This window comes from candidate division TA06 bacterium B3_TA06, from assembly GCA_005223075.1.
In the GTDB taxonomy this organism is placed as follows: domain Bacteria; phylum Hydrothermota; class Tepidihabitantia; order B3-TA06; family B3-TA06; genus B3-TA06.
In genome coordinates this window covers 103,942-122,677 of the sequence record NJBO01000006.1, presented here as the reverse complement: position 1 = coordinate 122,677, position 18,736 = coordinate 103,942, and the positions used below count along the sequence as shown (strand labels likewise).

17 protein-coding genes and 1 tRNA gene are annotated in these 18,736 nt (G+C 53.8%); all 18 read left to right on the top strand.

The genetic code is table 11. From position 1 onward, the window contains the following. Window positions 1-467: 467 nt before the first annotated feature. The 18 genes from CEE36_05460 (at window position 468) to ftsA (ending at window position 18,724) form a co-directional block, all read left to right on the top strand. Complete coding sequence (locus tag CEE36_05460) at window positions 468-758, top strand: hypothetical protein (GenBank protein TKJ43196.1); 291 nt, start codon at window positions 468-470, stop codon at window positions 756-758. Between the two features lie 109 nt (window positions 759-867). Then, a tRNA-Arg gene (locus tag CEE36_05455) sits at window positions 868-944 on the top strand. Window positions 945-1,020: 76 nt separating this feature from the next. After that, window positions 1,021-2,292: a UDP-N-acetylglucosamine 1-carboxyvinyltransferase gene (murA, locus tag CEE36_05450; protein TKJ43195.1), complete on the top strand. Its 1,272-nt coding sequence runs from the start codon at window positions 1,021-1,023 to the stop codon at window positions 2,290-2,292. Further along, window positions 2,289-3,341, top strand: a complete 1,053-nt coding sequence (locus tag CEE36_05445) for a 4-hydroxy-3-methylbut-2-en-1-yl diphosphate synthase (protein TKJ43194.1) — start codon at window positions 2,289-2,291, stop codon at window positions 3,339-3,341. Before murA ends, CEE36_05445 begins: the two co-directional genes overlap by 4 nt. Before the next feature lie 1,005 nt (window positions 3,342-4,346). Continuing rightward, window positions 4,347-4,811, top strand: a complete 465-nt coding sequence (mraZ, locus tag CEE36_05440; GenBank protein ID TKJ43193.1) for a division/cell wall cluster transcriptional repressor MraZ — start codon at window positions 4,347-4,349, stop codon at window positions 4,809-4,811. Next, entirely contained in the window at window positions 4,808-5,158 is a 351-nt protein-coding gene (locus CEE36_05435; protein ID TKJ43192.1) for a hypothetical protein, read from the top strand. The genes mraZ and CEE36_05435 overlap by 4 nt, the downstream gene beginning before the upstream one ends. After that, window positions 5,151-6,023, top strand: coding sequence for a 16S rRNA (cytosine(1402)-N(4))-methyltransferase (locus CEE36_05430; protein TKJ43191.1), 873 nt, complete (start codon window positions 5,151-5,153; stop codon window positions 6,021-6,023). The genes CEE36_05435 and CEE36_05430 overlap by 8 nt, the downstream gene beginning before the upstream one ends. Continuing rightward, a complete protein-coding gene (locus tag CEE36_05425) occupies window positions 6,020-6,262 on the top strand; it encodes a hypothetical protein (GenBank protein ID TKJ43190.1) in 243 nt (80 codons plus the stop codon). The genes CEE36_05430 and CEE36_05425 overlap by 4 nt, the downstream gene beginning before the upstream one ends. Then, window positions 6,249-7,976 carry a hypothetical protein gene (locus CEE36_05420; GenBank protein TKJ43189.1) on the top strand — a complete coding sequence of 576 codons (1,728 nt, stop codon included), beginning with the start codon at window positions 6,249-6,251 and terminating at the stop codon, window positions 7,974-7,976. The genes CEE36_05425 and CEE36_05420 overlap by 14 nt, the downstream gene beginning before the upstream one ends. Further along, a complete protein-coding gene (locus tag CEE36_05415) occupies window positions 7,973-9,430 on the top strand; it encodes a UDP-N-acetylmuramoyl-L-alanyl-D-glutamate--2,6-diaminopimelate ligase (GenBank protein TKJ43188.1) in 1,458 nt (485 codons plus the stop codon). Before CEE36_05420 ends, CEE36_05415 begins: the two co-directional genes overlap by 4 nt. Next, entirely contained in the window at window positions 9,417-10,742 is a 1,326-nt protein-coding gene (locus tag CEE36_05410; protein TKJ43187.1) for a hypothetical protein, read from the top strand. The genes CEE36_05415 and CEE36_05410 overlap by 14 nt, the downstream gene beginning before the upstream one ends. Beyond that, window positions 10,739-11,827 carry a phospho-N-acetylmuramoyl-pentapeptide-transferase gene (locus tag CEE36_05405; protein ID TKJ43186.1) on the top strand — a complete coding sequence of 363 codons (1,089 nt, stop codon included), beginning with the start codon at window positions 10,739-10,741 and terminating at the stop codon, window positions 11,825-11,827. The genes CEE36_05410 and CEE36_05405 overlap by 4 nt, the downstream gene beginning before the upstream one ends. Continuing rightward, window positions 11,776-13,164 carry a UDP-N-acetylmuramoyl-L-alanine--D-glutamate ligase gene (gene murD, locus CEE36_05400; GenBank protein TKJ43185.1) on the top strand — a complete coding sequence of 463 codons (1,389 nt, stop codon included), beginning with the start codon at window positions 11,776-11,778 and terminating at the stop codon, window positions 13,162-13,164. The genes CEE36_05405 and murD overlap by 52 nt, the downstream gene beginning before the upstream one ends. Continuing rightward, the gene (ftsW, locus tag CEE36_05395; protein ID TKJ43184.1) at window positions 13,121-14,275 is read left to right on the top strand and encodes a putative lipid II flippase FtsW; all 1,155 of its coding nucleotides are present in this window, start codon (window positions 13,121-13,123) and stop codon (window positions 14,273-14,275) included. Before murD ends, ftsW begins: the two co-directional genes overlap by 44 nt. Next, entirely contained in the window at window positions 14,208-15,242 is a 1,035-nt protein-coding gene (locus tag CEE36_05390) for a hypothetical protein (protein TKJ43183.1), read from the top strand. The genes ftsW and CEE36_05390 overlap by 68 nt, the downstream gene beginning before the upstream one ends. After that, complete coding sequence (locus CEE36_05385; GenBank protein TKJ43182.1) at window positions 15,227-16,606, top strand: UDP-N-acetylmuramate--L-alanine ligase; 1,380 nt, start codon at window positions 15,227-15,229, stop codon at window positions 16,604-16,606. Before CEE36_05390 ends, CEE36_05385 begins: the two co-directional genes overlap by 16 nt. Then, a complete protein-coding gene (locus CEE36_05380) occupies window positions 16,558-17,496 on the top strand; it encodes a UDP-N-acetylenolpyruvoylglucosamine reductase (protein ID TKJ43181.1) in 939 nt (312 codons plus the stop codon). The genes CEE36_05385 and CEE36_05380 overlap by 49 nt, the downstream gene beginning before the upstream one ends. Next, the gene (gene ftsA, locus CEE36_05375; protein TKJ43180.1) at window positions 17,489-18,724 is read left to right on the top strand and encodes a cell division protein FtsA; all 1,236 of its coding nucleotides are present in this window, start codon (window positions 17,489-17,491) and stop codon (window positions 18,722-18,724) included. Before CEE36_05380 ends, ftsA begins: the two co-directional genes overlap by 8 nt. The last annotated feature ends 12 nt before the right edge of the window (window positions 18,725-18,736 follow it).

The window sequence follows — 18,736 nt, the reverse complement described above, 5'->3', positions numbered from 1 at the left end:
AGCGTCGTCATTTCATGTCGCGGGGACCCCGGGGTTTTGACCAACTTTTGGGTAGCTTTTGGGTATCTTTTGACCAGCTTTTGTCCAGCTTAGGCTTTGGGCCCTGTCCACCTTTTGACCATCTTTTGTCCAGCTTATTATTACCCCACAAATCTGCTCGACGGGATAGCCTTTGGCTGATAAATGGGAGGGTGACACCCCCTCCCTACCCAATCAAGGAGGAGGTGAATTGGTATAACCTTCAAGCGTGCGCAACGTATCACAAGGGATAAGGAAAAGCAACGCCCAAGTGGATTTTTGGTGAAGCAATGCGAAGACTTGACACGTCCCCTGCTTGTGGATATAATCTGTGGTGATAGATAAGCTTCGCTTTTCCTGTAACGTGGAGCAGCGCAAAAGATGCGCAAGGAGAGTTACTAGGAGACCGGTGATACACCACCGCGCCTTAGGAAAAAAGGAGGAGCCTCATGAGTGTACGTAAGGCGGATATAGTGGAGGAAATCGAGAGGCAGATAGGTCCACGGGTTACCAAAAAGGACATCGCCATCGTCATAAACCTTTTCCTTAAGGATATCTCTCGTATGCTCGCCGAGGGCCAACGGATCGAGATCCGTGGATTCGGGGTCTTCAAAACCAAGCAACGCAACGCTAAGATCGCTCGTAACCCAAGAACCGGCAGGGAGATACATATACCGGCCCGCCTGGTACCCGTATTCAAGCCCTCCAAGCTACTCAAACAGATAGTAATGCAACGATAAAGGAGAGAGACTCGGTAAATGCCCTGTGGTCGTAAACGTAAACTAAAAAAAGTAAAGCGTCACAAGTTCAAGAAAAGACGTAAATTGATGAGAAAGAGACGCCATTAGTGCGCCCGTAGCTCAGATGGACAGAGCGTCACGCTCCGGACGTGAAGGCCGTAGGTTCGAGTCCTATCGGGCGCGCTATTTCTTTCTCTTCTGATAACTGGAGGGAGGTTAACTCCTCCTGCAGGTCTGCGTCTTAATTGTATGAGGATAAGCCGTGGATAAACTGGTTATCTCAGGAGGACATCCCCTGCACGGTGAGGTTCTGGTCTCGGGCTCAAAGAACGCTGCGCTCCCACTTATGGCGGCGTGTCTCTTGACCTCCGAGCCGTGCACCATATCCAACGTCCCCAGCCTGGTTGACGTAAGCACCATGACCGAACTGCTTACCCATCTCGACGTTGAGGTGAGAAGGGATGGCGATCAGATAAGGATCCAGGCCCGTGATCCCAAAGGCGAGGCTCCATACGATATAGTTCGAAGGATGCGGGCCTCTTATTACGCGCTCGGTCCTCTGCTGGGAAGACTTCGCCACGCACGCATCTCCTTGCCAGGCGGATGTGCCATAGGAGCGCGTCCCATTGATCTGCACATAAAAGGAATGGAGAAGCTGGGTGCCGAGGTAAAGGTCGACGAAGGCTACGTGAACGCCCAGGCTCGAAAACTGGAAGGCGCCGAGATCTTCCTTGAAGGAACCAAAGGGCTAAGCGTAGGAGCTAGCCTCAACGTGATGATGGCTGCGGTGCTTGCAAAAGGGGCCACCAGAATCATAGGAGCCGCTGCAGAACCAGAGGTATGCACGGTAGCCCGCTTCCTGCGCAAGATGGGTGCAAAGATCTCAGGAGAGGGCACCAGGGAGATTACCATCCAGGGGGTGAAAAAACTCCACGGAACCGAGTTTACCAATATCTCTGACCGCATCGAAGCAGGCACCTACGCTGTTGCCGCGACCATAACCAAGGGCAGGCTGATCCTGCAAAACGCCCCCTCGGCACACATGGGTAACGTGATCCAGCCGTTGCTTGAAGCGGGTGCGGAGATTGAAGCAAGCGGAAAACATTTGACCGTGTCGATGATGAAACGTCCAAAACCACTTATAATTAACACCGCTCCATATCCAGGCTTCCCGACAGACATGCAGGCCCAGCTCATGGCATGGTTGAGTTTAGGCGAAGGGACCAGCCTTATAACCGAGAACATCTTCGAGAACCGGTTCATGCAGGCCATGGAACTTCAGCGCATGGGTGCGGTGATTACTATCAAAGGCAGCACGGCTGTAATTGAGGGCACCGATCATCTCTCAGGCGCAGAGGTTATGGCCTCCGATCTGAGAGCATCGGCAGCCCTGGTGCTTGCCGGTCTTGCTGCAAAGGGGACCACAACAGTCAGCCGCATATACCATCTGGATAGAGGCTACGAAGGACTACAGGATAAGCTGGCAAGCGTTGGTGCGGAGATTAAAAGAATATCGGCACCGGGAGAAGAATGAGCAGGCGCTGGGTGAGCGTGGGCGGTGTGAGGATCGGAGCAGGTGCACCGGTCCGAGTCCAGACCATGACCAAGTCCCGTAACACCCGTAACACACCTTCAATAATTAAAGAAATCAGGAAGATTTATAGAGCTGGCGCCGAGTTGGTTAGGGTCGCAGTACCGGATGATGAAGCGCTTCACGCTTTGCCCGAGATCGTCGAGCGCTCTCCCATACCCGTGATCGCGGACGTTCACTTCTCGCCCAAGCTGGCCTTGGGTGCGATCGAGGCGGGAGCGGCCAAGCTCAGGATCAATCCAGGGAACATAAGGTCAAAGAGAGACCTGAAAAAGATCGCTATGACCGCGAAAGACCGAGGGATACCCATCCGCATAGGTGTGAACTCCGGCTCCCTGCCGCCTGCCGTAATCAAGAGATTCAAGCATCCAACAGCTGAGGCCATGATTGCTGCACTCTCCGATTCGGTAAAGCTCTTCGAGGATTTCGGATTTGCCGATCTGGTGCTTGCTGCAAAGTCGTCGGATGTGCGAATCACCATCGAGGTCTACCGCGAGATGCATGAGCTTTTCGGCTATCCGTTGCACCTGGGTGTGACCGAGGCAGGCCTGCCTTTTGAGGGTGCGATCCGCTCGACCGCAGCCATGGCACCCCTCTTACTTGAAGGCATCGGAGATACCATACGCATCTCACTCACCGGTCCGGCTGAAAGGGAGGTCCAGGCGTGCTGGGAGCTTTTGCGAAGCCTGGGGTTAAGAGAAAGAGGGGTAAAGCTTATCGCCTGTCCGGGATGTGGAAGGACGGAGATAGATATCCAGAAGCTTGCCCAAAGAGTTAAGAGAAAGCTAGCAAGAATAAACCGACCGCTGTCGGTTGCGGTGATGGGGTGCGTGGTGAACGGCCCGGGCGAGGCAAAGGAGGCGGATTACGGCATCGCAGGAGGGGAAGGCAAGGGCGTTATCTTCCGCAAGGGCGAGGTGGTTGCCACGGTATCGGAAAACAAACTTGTTGATACCCTTGTCTTCCTGATCAAAAAAGACCACCCCGAGTAGTTTCTTCTATAATATTATTAGGAAATCAGTCCAGGTTCTCGTAGGGGCGTACCTCAGCGTGCCCCTTGGGATACCGTGTATCCCATAGGGTATTAGGTGCGCCCGCAACAATGGAACATCTTATAATCGGGCGGACTTTAGGCTTCCTTCTGTCGTTGCGAGCCTCTGAAGGAGGCGAAGCAACCTCATAGCAGTAACCGTAAATCGTGCAGTGCTATGAGATCGCCACGCCGCCTGGGGCGGCTCGCGATGACAAGGAGGGTATGGAGTCTTGTAGAGGCCGACCTCAGCGTATCCCATTCGGGTGTCAGGTCGGCCTGTTTTGTCGTCACGAGCGCCCCTCCCCCTACCCCCTCCACCAGGGAGGGGGATTATTTAATGAAGCATAATCAGGCTAAATCTCTCTTCTATATAATTCCTGGATTGTCAACCATCTCTGGCTTGTATCTCGTAGGGGCCGACTTTCAAGTCGGCCCGATTATTAGTTTATAGGCGCATCTGACGCGAAGCGCGCAAACCCGGTTGCGAACGTATTCCCCTATAAGGCTAACTCCTTAACCCCCTGCTCGGTTTGTGTTCTGATTATCGTGTCCAAGTTCACTACCCCTCCCCCTTACCCCCTCACTCGACGGGAGCACTAACGCCACCAGGGAGGGGGATTATTTAATGGAACATAATCGGGCTGACTCCTAGCGAACCTTCCTTGACCTATCCCCACCATAAAACCTCAAACATAATGGAAACTTATGTATACTTCAAGGCAAAAAACGCTGAATCGTGGTGAAGGGTTCCGGTTCCAAGTGCATGCTGAGGGAAAAGTGGGGAACGTAGTTTTAGCCGAATTTGGGACCTAAACCGGCATCTTTAGAAATAAGTAACTGAGAATCTGGGACTTATACGAAAAATGAATTCCCAGTCAATTAATCGTGAATTAGGCCTTAGGGGGTTGACAAGTGGTGGAAAATGTATAAAATGTGGATATGAGTGGTGAATCGTGGGGCTATCATGAGATTCCGTGGACAGTTCCGCTACGCGGTAGATCATAAGGGACGGCTTGCAGTGCCGGCAGCTTTTCGCCGCGCACTCCAAGCCGCCAACCAGCGCACACTTGTCCTGACCAAGGGATACGACGGCGAGATAGAGGCGCATCCGCTTGAAGAGTGGGAGCGTTTCGAGGAGGGGACCCTTCTTGCCATCCCCAGATACAAACGCGAGACAAGACGCTTCACGCGCCGCAGGGCTTCAGCCGCCACCGAGGTGGATATGGACTCACAGGGACGCATCATGCTCCCGCGCCATCTTGCGGAGTACGCACAGATCGAAGGCGAGGCCGTCATCACCGGGGCCATAAGCCATTTTGAGATATGGAATCCTTCTGTCTTTGAAAAGTTCGAGGAGGAGTCCGAGACCCATCAGGAAGACGATTCTGAAAACCTTGAAAAATATCTACATGAAGGGAGATCAGAATGAAAACCGTAATTAAGAGAGTCGAAGGTGTTCCCTTCGTGAATCTTACAGGTGAGGTCAGAGAGGAAGATTTCGACGAGCTCTGTGCCCTTTTCGAGGGGCTCCTTTCGGCAAACGAGGCAAGTGTGGTTATCAATCTTGCAGGTTGTAATCATATACAGATACCTCTTATTCCCGAACTTATCGAGTTCAAACGCCGCTTTAACGAAAGAGGAGGCGACATAAAGCTCATTAACGTTTCGGACTATATCAACTCCCTTTTCAGCCTGTACGGCTTTCATCCCTTTGATATATACCCATCGAGGAGGGCGGTACTCAAGAGTATCGCCAGAATAACTGCCGGTGGATGAGTTCCATCGGTCGGTGATGTGCGAGGAGATAGTGAAAGCCCTCTTGCCCAGTCCGCATGGCGTCTATGTGGATGCGACCCTTGGCGGGGGCGGGCACACGGCAGCGCTTCTAGAGGCAGGCGCGGAAAAGGTGATTGCTCTGGACATGGATGGGGAAGCCCTCGCCTATGCAGGCCTGAGAATGGCTCGCTTTGCCGAGCGGCTTTCCCTCCATCATTCCAACTTCCGATACTTAGATGAGGTTTTAGATCAGAAAGGTATAGAGAGCGTTCAAGGCGTCATCTTCGACCTCGGGCTTTCCTGGCATCAGGTGAGAAGCCAGCAGCGCGGCTTCAGCTATCAGGGCGACGGCGCTCTTGACATGCGGTTCGACGCTGAATCCGACTCCCCCACCGCCCTTGAGATCATCAGAGGTGAGCCCAAGGAGAAAATCGAACGAATCCTTAGGGAATATGGAGAGGAATCCAAGGCCAGAAGGATCGCGCAAGCGATCGTAGAACACCGCCGCGAGGTAAGAACCACCAGAGACCTTGCAGATCTTCTGCGACAGGTCGTCGGGACAAGGGGTTTTCGCAAGACCGCGATGAGGGCCTTTCAGGCGCTGCGCATCGCTGTAAACGACGAACTTGAAAATCTCAGGATCGGTCTTGAGACAGCACTCAGCCGTCTTGCTTCTGGTGGACGGGTTGCCGCACTCGCCTATCACTCTTTAGAGGACAGGATCGTCAAAGATAGATACAGACGAGCAGAACAAAGCCAAGAGTACAGGCGAGTTAATCGTAAACCCATTTTTGCGTCCGAAAAGGAGGTTAAAGTAAACCCGGCGGCCCGAAGCGCCAGGTTGAGAGTACTGGAGAAGTTATGAAGAAGATACTCCTGGTTATACTAGCAGTAGGCCTTATGCTTGGCTATGTATGGATGCGCTCGGTCAATAACCGCTTGACAGAGCACGTAACCGAACTCGATCGTCAGACCGAGATACTTACCGAAAAGCTCGAGCGCGAACGCATATCACTTAACCGTGAACTTATAGTAACCAATCTCGAGCCGCGTGCCAAGGCCCTGGGATTGTATTACCCATGGGAAGAAAATGGGCAGAATTAAGTTCGCAGGTGGAGTTCTTTGCGTACTGGCCGTTGGTGTATTGGGTTATGCCTTTTATCTGCAGGTGATACTTGGGCCGCGATATGCAGAACGCGCCCGCTCACAACACGAAGAACACATAGAGCTCCTACCCAAACGAGGAAAGATATACGATCGCAACGGCATAGCCGTGGTTACTGACGAGAAGGCGGCCTCCATCTACGTGCTTCCTCAGTACGTAGAGGATATACCCGCAGCGGTTCATATACTTTCAAGATACAAGCTGGGCACCCCGACAAGGCTTGAACGCTACCTGCGCACCCGTAAGCGTTTCTTCTGGCTTCGCCGTAAGTTCGACTACGAGAAGGCGTTCGCCCTCAAGGCCGAGCTTGAGGAAGCCTCGCTTGCCAACGCTATCAATATACAAGAAGAGGCAAAACGTATCTACCCGTGGGATGAGGTAACCGGAAGCATGGTAGGCTTCGTGGGTACGGAACATACAGGGCTTGCAGGAATAGAGTACGCTTTAGATTCCCTGCTTGCAGGCGAGCCGGGCTTTGCGATCTACCAGAAGGACGCGTTGGGACGCGATCACCCCTCGCCGGCCTATCCTATCCAGGAGGCAAAGAACGGCTGTGACATTACCTTAACGATCGATCTTGACATACAGGCTATCGCCTACGAGGAGTTGAAGGCGGCGTGTGAGAGGTTTGCGGCCAAACGAGGATACTGCGTGGTGATGGACCCGCAAACGGGTGAGATATTAGCTTTGGTTGACTATCCGGACTTCGCGCCTACTCACTACAGCCGCTACGCACGTGAAACCTGGAAGGTTGGTGCTGTTGCTGATGAGTTTGAGCCAGGTTCTGTGTATAAGCCGGTGGTTGCCGCCATCTGCATTGAGGATAGCCTGGCTCTACGCAACGAGTGGATACCTACGGGTTCAGGCATAGTAGTGCAGGGACGCAAAATCACAGACCTTCACGGCAGGCCGGGCTACACGTTCGATGATGTGTTCGTTAAGTCAAGCAACATAGGTGTTGCAAAGCTTGCCCTGCGGTGCGGGGTGAGGCGTTTCTATGAGGTATCACGCCTGCTTGGTGTGGGTGTGCCTACAGGCATTAAGCTCCCTGGTGAGGCCTCGGGAAAGATAGATCGCCCTCGTCAGATGAGCGAGCTGCGTCTGACCAACAACGCCTTTGGTCAGGGTCTTTCCGTGACTACCCTGCAGCTTGCGACAATCTATGCGACCTTTGCATCGGGTGGAGTTTACAACGCACCTCATATCATCAAGTGGATAGACCGCGACGGCAGGGTTATATTCAAGGGTAAGGCCAAGGAACTTAGAAGGGTATTCAGCGAGCAGACCGCAGCCGACGTATGCGAGATTCTACAAAAGGTTGTGGATGAGGGAACCGGTAAGGCGGCAAGGATTGAAGGCATCCAGGTTTGCGGTAAGACAGGAACGGCCCAGAAGCCCGTTGCCGGCGTAGGCTACTCATCTTCTGTTAGCGTGGTCTCGTTTGTCGGCTTCCTACCTTACCAGGATGCTCGTCTGCTTGTTGTGGTGGTCATAGACGAGCCTGGCCGCGGCCGGTTCGCAGGAGAAATCGCCGCACCTGCCTTCCAGCGCATCATGGAACGCATCCTTCGCCTGCCCGTCTACAGAGATATTCGCATGCCACCTGAAGAAGAAACCGAAAAGCTGGCCCAAATCCAGGAGCGAGAAGAATGAAGCTGGCTGATCTTATCAAGGATTGCAAAGACGTTAAACTGCACGGCTCAGGGGAAGCAGAGATCACCTCGGTGGCCTATGACTCAAGACGGGTTGAGGAGAACTCTTTATATGTGGCAATTCCGGGCGCGAGGTTCGATGGACGCCGCTTTGCGCAGGATGCTCTGGCTCGTGGAGCGGCGGCTTTAGCTGCAGAATCCCTGCAGGGTCTGCCTGAGAGCATCCCTTTAATACAGGTCCCCAAAGCCAGACGATTCCTGGCAGAGACCTCGGCAAGGATCACAGGTTATCCTGACAGAGAGATGACCGTTATCGGCGTCACCGGCACAAACGGCAAGACAACGGTTACCTATCTTGCCGAAAGTATCCTGAAGGCCGCAGGTCAAAAAACCGCCGTCATAGGCACCACCGGCTTCTACGACGGGGATAGATGGGAGAAGCTATCCCATACCACACCCGAGAGCACCGATCTCTGGCAGATGCTGAAGCAGGTGAAGGACGCTGGATGTGAAGCGGTGGCGATGGAGATCTCATCCCACGCCATAGCGTTTGAGAGGGTGGGGGGGTTGGATACCGATGTGGCCATCTTCACCAACCTGAGCCAGGATCATCTGGACTTCCACAAAGATATGGAAGACTATAAGGAGACCAAGTTCAGGCTCTTTGAGGAGATGAAGCGGGATGCACTAGCTGTGGTGAATACCGACGATCCTGCCGGCAGAGAGTTGCTTGAAAGGCTTGGGGACAGAAAGAAACTCTCCTACTCATGCGAGAGCCGTGAGGCTGATCTATGGGTGGAGATCGAAGAAGCGAGTCTTGAAGGCTCTGCGGTAATCTTGCACCACCGTGGCCTGGCTTTACCACTCTTCCTTCAGTTGCCGGGTCTACATAACGTAAGTAACGTTGCCGCTGCCGCAGCAGCCGCACTTAACCTGGGGGTAGAGCCGGAACATCTCAGAGGAGGTGCATGGGCACTTCGATCTGTCCCTGGGCGTATGGAGCCGGTGCCCAATGACAAAGGTTTTTTTATCTTCATAGACTATGCGCATACCCCTGATGCATTGAAACACTTGATCCATGCCGCTCGCAGTCTGGCTAAAGGCCGCGTGATTACCATTTTCGGGTGCGGCGGCGACAGGGATCGTTCGAAGCGTCCAAAGATGGGGCGAATAGCCTCGGAGTTATCCGATTACGTCTTCATCACTTCGGACAATCCGAGAACCGAAGAACCGCAGGCGATCATCCAAGATATCCTAGTGGGAGTAAAAACCGACGCCAAACAAGTGATCGTTGACCGCAGAGAGGCGATATTTGAGGCAGTAAAATTACTTAAGCCGGGCGATGTGCTGCTTGTCGCTGGAAAGGGACATGAAGATTATCAAATACTGGGAACTGAAAAGATTCATTTTGACGATCGGGAAGTCCTAAAGGAGGCTTTGGATGCTCTCGCTTGATGAGATCGTCCGTGCGAGCTGCGGTGTCCCTAAGGACATAAATGATCCTGGCTTATGTCCTTCAGGTGTGTCAACAGACAGCCGAACCATCGAGCAAGGAGAGCTTTTTGTTGCTCTTGCCGGCCCCAACTTCGACGGCCACAACTTCCTGGGGCAGGCATTCGAGAAGGGAGCCATCGCAGCCGTCGTTTCAAAGGATCTCCCTCTTGCTCGCACCATCAGGGTGGCCGATACCCTGATGGCTCTGGGAGACATAGCAGCGGCCTACCGGCAGAAATTTGATATACCGGTTATCCTCATAAGCGGAACAAACGGAAAGACAACGGTAAAGAACATCTTGAGGGATTTGCTTTCTCTAAGATACAAAACCTATGCCAATCCAGGCAGCTTCAACAACCTGGTGGGCCTGCCTGTTTCAGTGCTTGCGATTGCACGGAACCACGAAATAGCAGTGCTTGAGGCGGGTATAAGCGAGAAAGGCGAGATGGAGAGGCTCTGCGAAATCTCACGTCCCACCCACGGTCTGTTGACCAATATCGGGCCAGGTCACCTTGAGGGTCTTGGAACCCTCCAGGAGGTGTTTGAAGCTAAGTGGGAGTTAGCTCGGGCGATAAAGAATTTAGGGGGCGTCCTTTACCTGAACGCCGACTACCCCGAGTTCCTGAAACGTGCGAGGACGGAAAAAATCACATACAAAACCTTTGGGGTTCAAACCGAGACTGAGTTCACGCCCGCCGATGTGCACTATGGTATGGACGGTACGGAGTTCGAGCTTAAGGGAGAGGAGTTTCATCTCCTTCTTTTAGGGGCAGGTAATCTCTGTAACGCAGTAGCCGCGCTGGCCGTTGCCTCAGGGGAGTTTGATATTCCCCTTTCGGAGGCGACCCAGGTGCTTGCCGAGGCTAAACCCGAGCGCTGGAGGCTGGAACACAGAAAGGTAGGCGGCCTGCATCTTTTGATTGACTCCTACAACGCCAACCCTGTTTCGATGCGAGAGGCCTTCGGGCTTCTTACAGTATTCCCTTCGCCACGTATAGCGGTGTTGGGAGCGATGCTGGAACTTGGGGATGAGTCGGAACGTTACCATCACGAGATACTCGAGCTGGCGCGCGAGACCGCGGATCTGGTGATAATCACCGGACCCCACTGTGAACTCTATCCTCGCCACGAAGGGGTGCTTTTTATACCCGACAAGCAAAAGGCGGCAGAGGAACTCCACAAGAGGCTGGTGCCTGGGGCAAGCGTTCTAATCAAGGGTTCGCGTTACTGTGCCTTGGAAGACATCGTATCAGAGCTCTGGGGTAGCGCATGATATATCTACTTGCCAAGGCGATTCAACCCGTCTTTTCACCTGCTAACCTATTGCGTTACATCACCTTCCGCGCGGCTCTGGCCGCAGGATTCTCCATACTCCTCCTCATGCTCTTCGGCAGACCTGTGGTGAGGATAATAAAAAGGTTGGCGCTGGGCGAGGAGATCTACGAGGAGCTGCCCGATCGTCACAAAAGGAAGGCAGGCACCCCCTCGATGGGCGGGATACTTATCGTCGCAGCGATTGCGATCTCCCTCATCCTCTTCGCCGACATCACCAATCCCTACGTTTTACTCTCCCTCGTGATACTCGGTGGCATGGGAATCCTTGGTTTCCTTGACGACTACGTAAAACTGCGCAAACACAAGCGGGGCATCAAGAAGCGCTGGAAGTTCCTTGCTCAGGCGGCACTTGCTTTGGGCGTGAGCCTCTACCTCTATTTCTTCCCCGAAACTGACGCCCTGCGTTCCACCACCAACGTGCTCTTCTTAAAAAACTACGTGATCCAACTCGGCGTCTTTTACGTTCTCTTGAGCGGTTTTGTGATCGTTGGTGCTGGTAACGCGGTGAACTTCGCGGACGGCCTTGACGGGCTTGCTATCGGCCTTTTGGCCATCGTTGCCGGCGCCTATGCGATGCTTGCTTACGTGGCAGGGAACGTCAAGATTGCAGACTACCTGAACATTCTCTACGTTGCCAAGGCGGGCGAGATGGCGGTGGTAAGCGCTGCGGTGGTGGGAGCAGGACTCGGTTTCTTATGGTTCAATACGCATCCTGCATCCATCTTTATGGGAGACACGGGTGCACTACCACTGGGTGCGCTCATGGGATTTATTGCGGTGGTGGTCAAGCAGGAGATTCTTTTAGGGATCATCGGCGGGGTGTTCGTGCTGGAGGTTATCTCGGTGATACTTCAGATTATCTGGTTTCACTCAAGCAGAGGGCGCAAAAGGCTCTTCAAGATGGCACCACTGCACCATCACTTCGAGCTGAAGGGCTGGCCTGAATCAAAGATAGTTGTTCGGTTCTGGATATGGGGAATCCTCTTTGCCCTGGCAGGGCTGGCAACCCTGAAGGTGAGGTAATGAGAAGAATCGGAATCCTGGGACTGGGTCGTGTAGGACGCAGCCTGCTTTCGTATCTCATGGATAAGGATGTGGAGATACTACTCTATGATGAGAATCCACAGGCACTGGCTCACCGGAGGGTGAGATTCGCCATCGATAACAGAAAAGCCAGAGCGATAGATAACCCTGCCGATCTCAAACAGGCTGATCTGCTTCTCAAAAGTCCAGGCATACCCAACGAAGCGGACTGGATAAGGAAGCTTGACGAGGCGGGTGTGCGGATGATAGACGAGATCGAATACGTGTGGAAAGAGTTGGGAGAGCCTATGACAGTGGCGGTCACCGGAACCAACGGGAAGTCAACCACAACCGCGTGGATAGCAAAGGTGCTTAAAGCCGCAGGCAAGAAAGCGTTCTGCGGGGGCAACATCTCGCCGGGCAGACCCTTCTCCGAGGCCCTCGGCCATCGGCGATACGAGGTTTATGTAATCGAGGTCTCCACCTTCCAGCTCGAGCGCTGCCCAAGTTTCAGACCCAACATAGGGGTGCTTTTGAACATCACCGCAGACCACCTGAATCGTCATTCGCTTGAGGGGTATGTAAACCTGAAGCTATCACTCTTCAAGAATCACCGAGCCCAGGATCGAGCGGTCCTCAACGCGGACGACGAAAACATCAAAAAGCGCCTGGAGCAGGTAAAAGGCCAACACATCCTCTTCTCCCTGCAACGAACTGACGTGGATGCTTACCTTAAAGAAGGCGGGTTGTTCCTGTGGGATAGAAAAATCATTGATAGGGGTGATTTGCCCCTTCCCGGTCTTCACAACGCAGCCAACGCCCTTGCCGCGATAGCGGTAGCCGGTGAGTTCAATCTACCACAAGAGGCCATAAGGTCAGGGCTTAGGAAGTTTAAAGGTCTGTCCCACCGGATGCAGTATCTGGGTAAACTTAAAGGCAGGGAGGTCTACAACAACTCCATGTGCACCAACCCGGTGGCCTTTTATCACTCGGTGCGTGCGTTCGATGAGCCCTCGGTGATCATAGCTGGGGGAACTGAAAAGGGGCTTGCACTTGAGCCGTTTATCCAGGGGGTGAAGGAGCAAGCAAGGTTTGTGGTTCTCTTCGGCGAGAATGCCGAGAGACTGAAAAAAATCCTTGAGAAAGATTCACGCTTCTCCTCCTGCGTCACAGTTACATCGTTGAGGGCCGCTCTACAGGCGGCCCTCACACACAGCTCCGAGGGCGATCGAATACTCTTCTCACCCGGCTTTGCAAGTTTTGGAAACTTCAGAAACTTCGAGGAGCGAGGAAATGCATTTATCCAAGCCTACAGAGAGCTCATCCGAGAGACCTGATTACGGTTTTTTGGCCATCATCATCCTTCTGGTGGGCTTCGGCCTGGTGATGGTTTTCTCCTCCAGTTTCTATCTAGACAATAACGATCCATTGTACTTCCTCAAGAATCAAGCCATCCGTATCGCTATAGCAACGGGTTTCTTTCTTGTGGGACTCAAGCTCCCCTACCGGTTCTGGCGAAAAACAGGCGGCATCTTTATCCTCATATCAATGGTCGTTCTAATCATCGTGCTATTCATTGGACACAAGGCCGGAGGAGCTACTCGTTGGCTAAAGTTCTTAACTTTTTCCCTGCAGCCCTCGGAGTTCGTGAAAGTTGCCCTGCTCATCTATCTCTCAGCGTTCTACGCAAAGCGAGAGGAGGCCAAGCGTGACTTCAAGCACTATACGCTTCCCCCGCTTATCGTCTCAGGTATACTGCTGTTGCTCATAGCGCTTCAACCCAGCCTGGGAACCGCGACGGTCCTTGGAATGCTTGTTCTCTTTGTTATGTTCGTAGCCGGCGTCCGCCTGCGCTATCTTTTGCTCCTTACCCTGCTGGCTGTAGGCGCGTTTGTGCTTCTGGTCACCGTCTTCCCCCATGCCAAGGCACGCGTGGCAGGTTTCTTGGGGGCAGGGAACTACCAGCTTGAGCAGGCTCGAATAGCCATGGGATCAGGAGGTCTCTTCGGCGTAGGCCTGGGCGGAGGACGTCAAAAATTCCTGTTCCTGCCCCAGCCACATACCGACTTCATATTTGCGGTAATAGGTGAGGAGTTGGGATTTGCAGGTGTCGCAGGACTTATTCTTCTCTTCGTGCTCTTCCTCTACAAAGGACTCAATCTGGCAGCCAAAACCGAAGATGCATTCGGACGCTACCTGGGGTCTTCGCTCGTGGTGATGATCCTTCTTTACTTCCTGATCCACGTAGGTGTCAGTATGGGGCTATTACCAACCACCGGTCTACCACTTCCATTTATCAGCTTCGGAGGATCGGCCCTTACCTCCAACCTCTTGGGGGTCGGTATCCTCTTAAACATAAGCCGCGCAAAGGAGAAAGCCTATGCGAGTGATGCTCGCCTGCGGTGGAACAGGCGGCCATATCTTCCCAGCCCTAGCCCTCGCCCGTGAGCTTGAGAAAAGAGGACACAAGGTGCTCATGCTAACCGATGAGCGAGGCGCAAGGTTTGTAAAGGATGAGATAGCTGTGGCAGAGATACCTGCAACGCCCTTCTTTGGCCGTTCGCTCGGCGATAAGTTACGCGCGGGCAAGGCTTATCTAAAAGGGAAGCGCAAGAGTGTGGAGTTAATAGACGAATTTAAACCGAACGTAGTGATAGGCGCAGGAGGGTATGCCAGTTTTCCGGTTATCCGGGCCGCGCAAGCCAAGGGACTCCCCTACTTCCTTTTGGAGCAGAACTCGGTGCCTGGCAGGGTGACAAGGATGACGGCGAGGGGAGCAAAAGAGGTCTACTGCGGAATACCCCCTGCCCGTAACACACTCTCAAAAACACTTGAAAGAAAGGTTATAGTGACAGGTAACATCTTGAGGGAATCGGTAGTCATCAAGGATAGGAAGGAAGGCGAAGAGATCCTCGTTTTGGGAGGAAGCGGAGGAGCTCAAAGATTGAACGAACTGGGATACGAGCTGGCAGAGAGGATGCCTCGTGAGAGATTCATTATACTCACTGGGAAAAGGGACTACGAGGAGATGTCCGCCAAGCCAACCCTCGAAAACCTTGAGCTTGTGGAGTTTACCGACCATCCTGAAGAGCTTTACGCAAGAGCGAAGACCGCAATCTCCCGCGCAGGGGCGATCGCCTTGAGCGAGCTTCTGGCCAACGGCATACCCTCGATTCTCGTACCCTTCCCCTACGCGGTAGACGATCATCAGACCCACAACGCGAGGTGGGCAGCGCAAGCAGGAGCGGCTGTATTAATACCTGAGAAGGAGATCGAACGCGTTGAGATAGTGCTGAAAGAGCTACTTCAGGACAAAACACGTCGAGAGCTGATGAGTGTTGCCGGTAAAGAGCTGGTGCCAACCGCCGCCGCCGCCAGGATAGCTGAAAGGATTGAGGGATGTTTGGCCGCGTAGACAGCATCCACATGGTGGGCATCGGCGGGATAGGGATGAGCGGAATAGCCCATATCCTGCACAACATTGGGTTTGCGATCGCCGGCTCGGACATCACCCGCTCGGAGATCACCCAGATGCTCGAACAGTCAGGGATAAGGGTGGAAATCGGCCACAAGAAAGAAAATCTTAAGCAAGCCGATGTCGTGGTGATCTCCTCGGCCATCAAGCCGGACAACCCTGAGATAGCAGCCGCCTGCGAGCGCGGCATACCGATCATCGGCCGAGGCGAGATGCTCGGAGAGCTCATGCGCATGAAGTACTCGATCGCGGTCTCAGGGACCCACGGAAAGACCACCACCTCATCCATCATAAGCTTCATCCTGGAGCTTGCAGAGCTTGATCCCACCTCGATCATCGGCGGAAAGGTCCTGGAGATGGGCTCAAACGCCAGGCTGGGCCAAAGCGAGTACCTGGTAGCTGAAGCGGACGAATCGGACCGCTCGTTCCTTCACCTATTCCCGACCATAGCGGTGGTCACCAACATAGAGCCCGAGCATATGGACTACTACTCAAGCTTTGCAGACATCAAGAGCTGCTTCAAACAGTTCACAGAGAAGATCCCCTTCTACGGGCTGGCGATATTGTGCGGAGATGATGAGGGAGTGCGGGCAATACTGCCGGATCTTTCGGTGCGCAAGATGACCTACGGGTTGGAAAAGGATAACGACCTTCGTCCCATGTGGCGTAGAAACAAGGGGTGGAAATCACGCTTCGTTTTGAAGCTAGATGAGCGGCTGTACGAGTTCGAACTTAACCTTCCTGGAGAACACAACATGCGCAACGCCATTGCCGCTATCGCTGTGGGACGAGAACTAAAGGTTTCCCCAACAGTTATGAAGGAGGCTTTGGCAAGATTCCGCGGCGTCCGCCGACGCATGGAGAAGGTAGACGAGGTTGAAGGCATCACATTTATCGACGATTACGGTCATCATCCAACCGAGATCAGAGTCACCATCTCCTCGATTCGACGAATATTCAACGGTCAGCCCTTGCGCGTGCTCTTCCAGCCGCACCGCTACAGCAGAACAAAGCACCTGCACGCGCTCTTCGGTCCGGCGTTTAAGGAAGCAGACGAGGTGGTAGTCACCGATATCTACCGGGCAAGCGAGCAGCCAATAGAAGGGGTGGGGCCTGAGTTGATATTGGAGAGTATAAAGAAAGAGGCACCGAACGCGAGCTCCCAGATCATTACCGACAGAGAAAAGATAGTGGATTATTTTGCAAAAACCTTAAAGCCAGGGGACGTATTTCTCACCCTTGGGGCAGGCGACGTATGGAAGATTGGCGCAGAGATATTGGAAAGAGTCTCGGCACGTACCTAGAGGGTAAGCTGGCCATGGGCGAGGAGATGGCCGCCCACACCAGTTACAGGATAGGCGGGTCTGCCGACGTGTTCGTCGAGATGGAGAGCGTGGAGGATCTGCAAAATGTGGCTCGCTTCCTGGCAGAGCATCCCAAGGTTCCGTGGCAGATCTTAGGTGGAGGCACCAATGTGCTTTACCCTGAGCACTACCGAGGAGTGGTGATTCATCCGGGCAAGGGACTATCGAAGATCAAAAAGAAAGAGGATCGTGTGATCGCCGGTGCCGGTGCGGAGCTCTTGGAGGTCATCAAGCAGGCCGCCGAGTGGAGTCTGGGGGGTATGGATTTCCTCGCTGGGATACCTGGAAGCGTGGGTGGTGCTCTCAAGGGCAACGCAGGTGCGTTCGGTAGGTGGATATCGGAGTGTGTGGAACTTGTCAGGGGATTTGACCTTGCGGAGCGTGTCGAAAGGGAATTGAAGAACCAAGAGATCGAATGGTCGTACCGAAAAACCAACCTGCGCGCTGCGCTGTTCATATACGAGATCGTCTTGAAACTTGAACCCCGTCCGATTATGGAATGCATGCACGAGATCTCGCGCGTGCTGTCAGAGCGCATGGCAAAGAATCCATCCGAACCCTCGGCAGGATGCGTGTTCGTCAACCCCGAACCGCCTGATGTTACCGCCGGTCGGTTGATTGATGAGCTGGGATTCAAGGGTCGCAGGATAGGCGACGCCATGTGCTCACCCCAACACGCCAACTTCATTGTGAACGTCGGCAAGGCGACGCAAGCTGATGTTTTGACTTTGATTACCGAGATCAAGAAGGCGGTAAAGGAGCGGTTCGGATACGACCTGGTGGAGGAGATAAAGATTATAAGAGAAACAATGGAGGAACATAATGGCTAAAGGCGAACGAATCGTGGGTCTTGATCTTGGCACGACCAAGGTCGCCGCGGTGATCGCCGAGCTGGATGAGAATCTACAGCCGCGCATCGTTGGTGTGGGTTTGACGCCCTCACGCGGGATGCGTCGAGGCACGGTAGTTAACCTGGAGCAGACCGTTGAGTCCATCAAGCGGGCCGTTGGAGAAGCGGAACGCATGGCCGGATGCAAGGTGGATTCATGCTACGTTGGCATCGCCGGCAGTCATATATCTTCGATGAACTGCCGCGGTGTGGTGGCGGTGGAGAAGGCCGGCGGCGAGATTACCCAAAGGGACAAGGCAAGGGTGATCGAGCAGGCCAAAACCATCGGGCTGCCCCTGGACCGTGAGATCATCCACGTGATCCCTATCGAGTTCATCGTGGACGACCAGCCCGGGATCTGCGACCCTGTTGGGATGTTCGGCAAGCGGCTTGAGGTCGAGGTCCACATAGTAACAGGTGCGGTGACCTCGGCCCAGAACATATACCGCTCCATAGAACGGGCAGGACTGCGGATCAAAGACCTGGTGCTTCAGCCTCTGGCATCGGCTTACGCGGTGCTCGAGGCGGACGAGAAGGAACTGGGGGTGCTTCTGGTAGACATCGGCGGCGGAACCACCGACATGGCGATCTTCAAGGAAGGTTCAATCCGGCACACGCAGGTCCTTGGTCTGGGTGGAGAACACATCACTTCAGACATTGCGATCGGCCTTCGCACCCCCACCAAGGAAGCAGAGGAAACAAAGAAGCGCTACGGATGCGCTCTGGCCAATCTGGTGGATGAGGATCAGACCTTCACCGTGAAGGGCGTGGGCGGCCGCAGTGAAAAGCAGGTATCAAGAAGGATACTTGCTTCGATCATCGAACCCCGTGTCGAGGAGATTCTTACCCTGGCCCACCGGGAGATGAAGAAGACCGAGTTCGCGGAACTCCTGGCCGCAGGCGTGGTCATCACCGGAGGCTCGGCACACCTTGAAGGAATTGAGGCTATCGCCGAGCAGATATTCGACCTTCCGGTCAAGGTAGGAAAGCCGTGGGGCACCTCAGGTCTAACAGACATCATCGCCGACCCCATCTTCGCTACCGGGGTGGGGTTGGTTCGTTATGGGATCGAAAAACAGAACCTGACGCTTCTGCCATCGGGCACAGAGGACAGATTGTTCGGAAACATCCTCAGCCGTATGCGCGACTGGCTGAAGGAATTCTTCTAAACGAAGGAGAAG

What these genes read in the sequence shown, in the direction of transcription:
- CEE36_05460 (TKJ43196.1), top strand. Translation starts at nt 468, where the DNA reads ATGAGTGTACGTAAGGCGGATATAGTGGAGGAAATCGAGAGGCAGATA.
- CEE36_05445 (TKJ43194.1), top strand. Translation starts at nt 2,289, where the DNA reads ATGAGCAGGCGCTGGGTGAGCGTGGGCGGTGTGAGGATCGGAGCAGGT.
- mraZ (TKJ43193.1), top strand. Translation starts at nt 4,347, where the DNA reads ATGAGATTCCGTGGACAGTTCCGCTACGCGGTAGATCATAAGGGACGG.
- CEE36_05435 (TKJ43192.1), top strand. Translation starts at nt 4,808, where the DNA reads ATGAAAACCGTAATTAAGAGAGTCGAAGGTGTTCCCTTCGTGAATCTT.
- CEE36_05425 (TKJ43190.1), top strand. Translation starts at nt 6,020, where the DNA reads ATGAAGAAGATACTCCTGGTTATACTAGCAGTAGGCCTTATGCTTGGC.
- CEE36_05420 (TKJ43189.1), top strand. Translation starts at nt 6,249, where the DNA reads ATGGGCAGAATTAAGTTCGCAGGTGGAGTTCTTTGCGTACTGGCCGTT.
- CEE36_05415 (TKJ43188.1), top strand. Translation starts at nt 7,973, where the DNA reads ATGAAGCTGGCTGATCTTATCAAGGATTGCAAAGACGTTAAACTGCAC.
- CEE36_05410 (TKJ43187.1), top strand. Translation starts at nt 9,417, where the DNA reads ATGCTCTCGCTTGATGAGATCGTCCGTGCGAGCTGCGGTGTCCCTAAG.
- CEE36_05405 (TKJ43186.1), top strand. Translation starts at nt 10,739, where the DNA reads ATGATATATCTACTTGCCAAGGCGATTCAACCCGTCTTTTCACCTGCT.
- murD (TKJ43185.1), top strand. Translation starts at nt 11,776, where the DNA reads ATGGGGAATCCTCTTTGCCCTGGCAGGGCTGGCAACCCTGAAGGTGAG.
- ftsW (TKJ43184.1), top strand. Translation starts at nt 13,121, where the DNA reads ATGCATTTATCCAAGCCTACAGAGAGCTCATCCGAGAGACCTGATTAC.
- CEE36_05390 (TKJ43183.1), top strand. Translation starts at nt 14,208, where the DNA reads ATGCGAGTGATGCTCGCCTGCGGTGGAACAGGCGGCCATATCTTCCCA.
- CEE36_05385 (TKJ43182.1), top strand. Translation starts at nt 15,227, where the DNA reads ATGTTTGGCCGCGTAGACAGCATCCACATGGTGGGCATCGGCGGGATA.
- CEE36_05380 (TKJ43181.1), top strand. Translation starts at nt 16,558, where the DNA reads ATGGAAGATTGGCGCAGAGATATTGGAAAGAGTCTCGGCACGTACCTA.
- ftsA (TKJ43180.1), top strand. Translation starts at nt 17,489, where the DNA reads ATGGCTAAAGGCGAACGAATCGTGGGTCTTGATCTTGGCACGACCAAG.